2 protein-coding genes are annotated in these 2,071 nt (G+C 42.9%); both read right to left on the reverse strand.

The features are described 5' to 3' along the window. On the reverse strand, nt 1-1,004 hold a 1,004-nt coding region (locus tag F3741_12940), incomplete at its 3' end, for an NAD-dependent epimerase/dehydratase family protein (GenBank protein MZG31682.1). Then, nucleotides 982-2,064 (reverse strand): hypothetical protein, encoded by a 1,083-nt coding sequence (locus F3741_12945; protein MZG31683.1) that lies wholly within the window; start codon nt 2,062-2,064, stop codon nt 982-984. The genes F3741_12940 and F3741_12945, both read right to left, overlap by 23 nt. Nucleotides 2,065-2,071: the final 7 nt, after the last annotated feature.

Genomic DNA, 2,071 nt, shown 5'->3' on the forward strand with positions numbered 1-2,071 from the left:
AGCCACCTTTCCTTTTGATACCAGCGAATCGACTCTGTCAGCCCCTGACTCAGGTCAAATTGTGGAACAAAGTCGAATGTTTTAAAAAAGTTTTCTGAAGATGCCGACCAGGAACTCTGTCGAATATCAATCATCCTCTGGCGGTCAAACAAGGCAGGTTTAGAACCGAAGTGTGCACATGCTTCAAAGAACAAGGCTACCGGAACAAGTAAAGGTTCTGGAACTTTCAGAGTTTTCACTTCAACATTCAAAATACGTGCACACTCTTTGGCAACCTGCTCCCATTTATAGACCTTTCCATCTGTTACAAAATAACTGCGGCTCTTTTGCCCGGCAGAGTCTGCGGCAACCAGCATTGCTCGAACCAGGTCAGAAACATAAATCAGCGAAAGTTCCTTACTTGAACTGCCAATTTGCAGTTCCCACCCTTGCTTGATTAATTTCATAAAAGTAAAAAAATTTTCCTCCCGGGGCCCATACACAACAGGAGGACGAATAACAGTTACAGGAAGTGATTGGGAATAATGGACAGCAACTTCTTCCCCCGCCAGTTTAGATTGCCCGTAAAATGTCACAGGTTTGCAAGGAGTAACCTCATCAACCAGCTTCTCTCTAGAACTGGGCCCCGTAGCCGCCAGACTGCTCAGGTGCACAATGTTTTTAATCCGGCCCCCTCTTTTTTTGCATTGTTCATATAGATTTGAACAAGCCGTCGCATTAACTTGAAAATAGTCTGAACGGGATTTTGCCTTAGTCAACCCTGCGCAATGAAAAATATATTCAAACTCTTCTAAAGCGGGAATCATAAAACCCTGCCTGGCAAGATCCACTTGGTGAAGATGGACACTTGAAGTGTCTAACCATTTTAGATCAGAGGATTCCCTAACCAATCCATGAACGGTACAACCGTAATCCAAAAGCTGATCCACTAGATGGCTGCCAATAAAACCATTCGCGCCGGTAACCAGGACTTTGGCTTTCTTAAGGTTCAATAAGACGCTCATAAATACGATGCCTTTTATAAATTGTGCCGCCTATCCTGAATATGGGTTCAAGAATGGCTTTGTTATCTTCCAGCAACCAGGACATCTCACAGGATTTCACTTTTTTGTCCAGCAAGAGTTTGTATATTTCGTGATAGAACAAAGCATCAATGCCCAGCCTGCGATATTTTTTCTTCACTCCCAGAATCGGCACTCTGAAGGCATCAATTTTATTTTTCTTCCATAAATACTGAAGCCAACCAAAAGGAAACAGGCTGCCCCCTAACCCGATAAGCACCTGGTTAATATCTGGAACAGTCATTGAAAAGCCCGCGGGATCTCCCTTCACCTCCGCTATCAAACAAAGTTCAGGCTCAATGATGGGCTTCACTTCTTTGATAGCGAATTCGAATTCATCCTGGGACATAGGGACAAACCCCCAATTCAAATTCCACGCCGAATTATATATATCCCATAGAACAAGTATCTCTTCATCAAAGTTCTTCATATTCAGCGGTCTGATGCTGAAGTGATTTCTCCGCTTAATTTTTTTTGCGGCTTGCACAAGGTAATCTGGAATACACGTCAATTCTAATTTACAAGCCACAAGATCTTTGGTTTTTTGCAGGCCCCATGCCTCTAAATGTTTCCTATAATACTCAGGATTATAGGGAATCCCTACCATGGCAGGAGAATCAAAACCTTCTATCAGCAGACCACATTCATGATTGGTAGACATATTCAATGGCCCAATAAGTCTGGTATACCTTTTTTTCTTACACCACTGATAAGCCTTGTCCAGTAAAAAACGTGAGACCTCCGGGTTATCCACCGACTCATACATCCCAAAAACCCCTGCTGGCTCTGGATAAAAGTCATGATAGCTCCTGTCATCAACCAGGGCAATTCTGCCGACAGCAGATTGATCGCCATCTAGAGCCAGATACAGCTCGACTTCAGCATTTCTAAAAAAAGGATTAATATCAGGGTTTAAAAATCTTTTACGTTCCTGAATAAGAGGGGAAACCCAATGAGGATGGTCTTTATAAACTTTCCAGGGAAGACGAACAAATTGATCCAAGTTCTGG

It is taken from the genome of Nitrospinota bacterium (assembly GCA_009873635.1).
In the GTDB taxonomy this organism is placed as follows: domain Bacteria; phylum Nitrospinota; class Nitrospinia; order Nitrospinales; family VA-1; genus LS-NOB.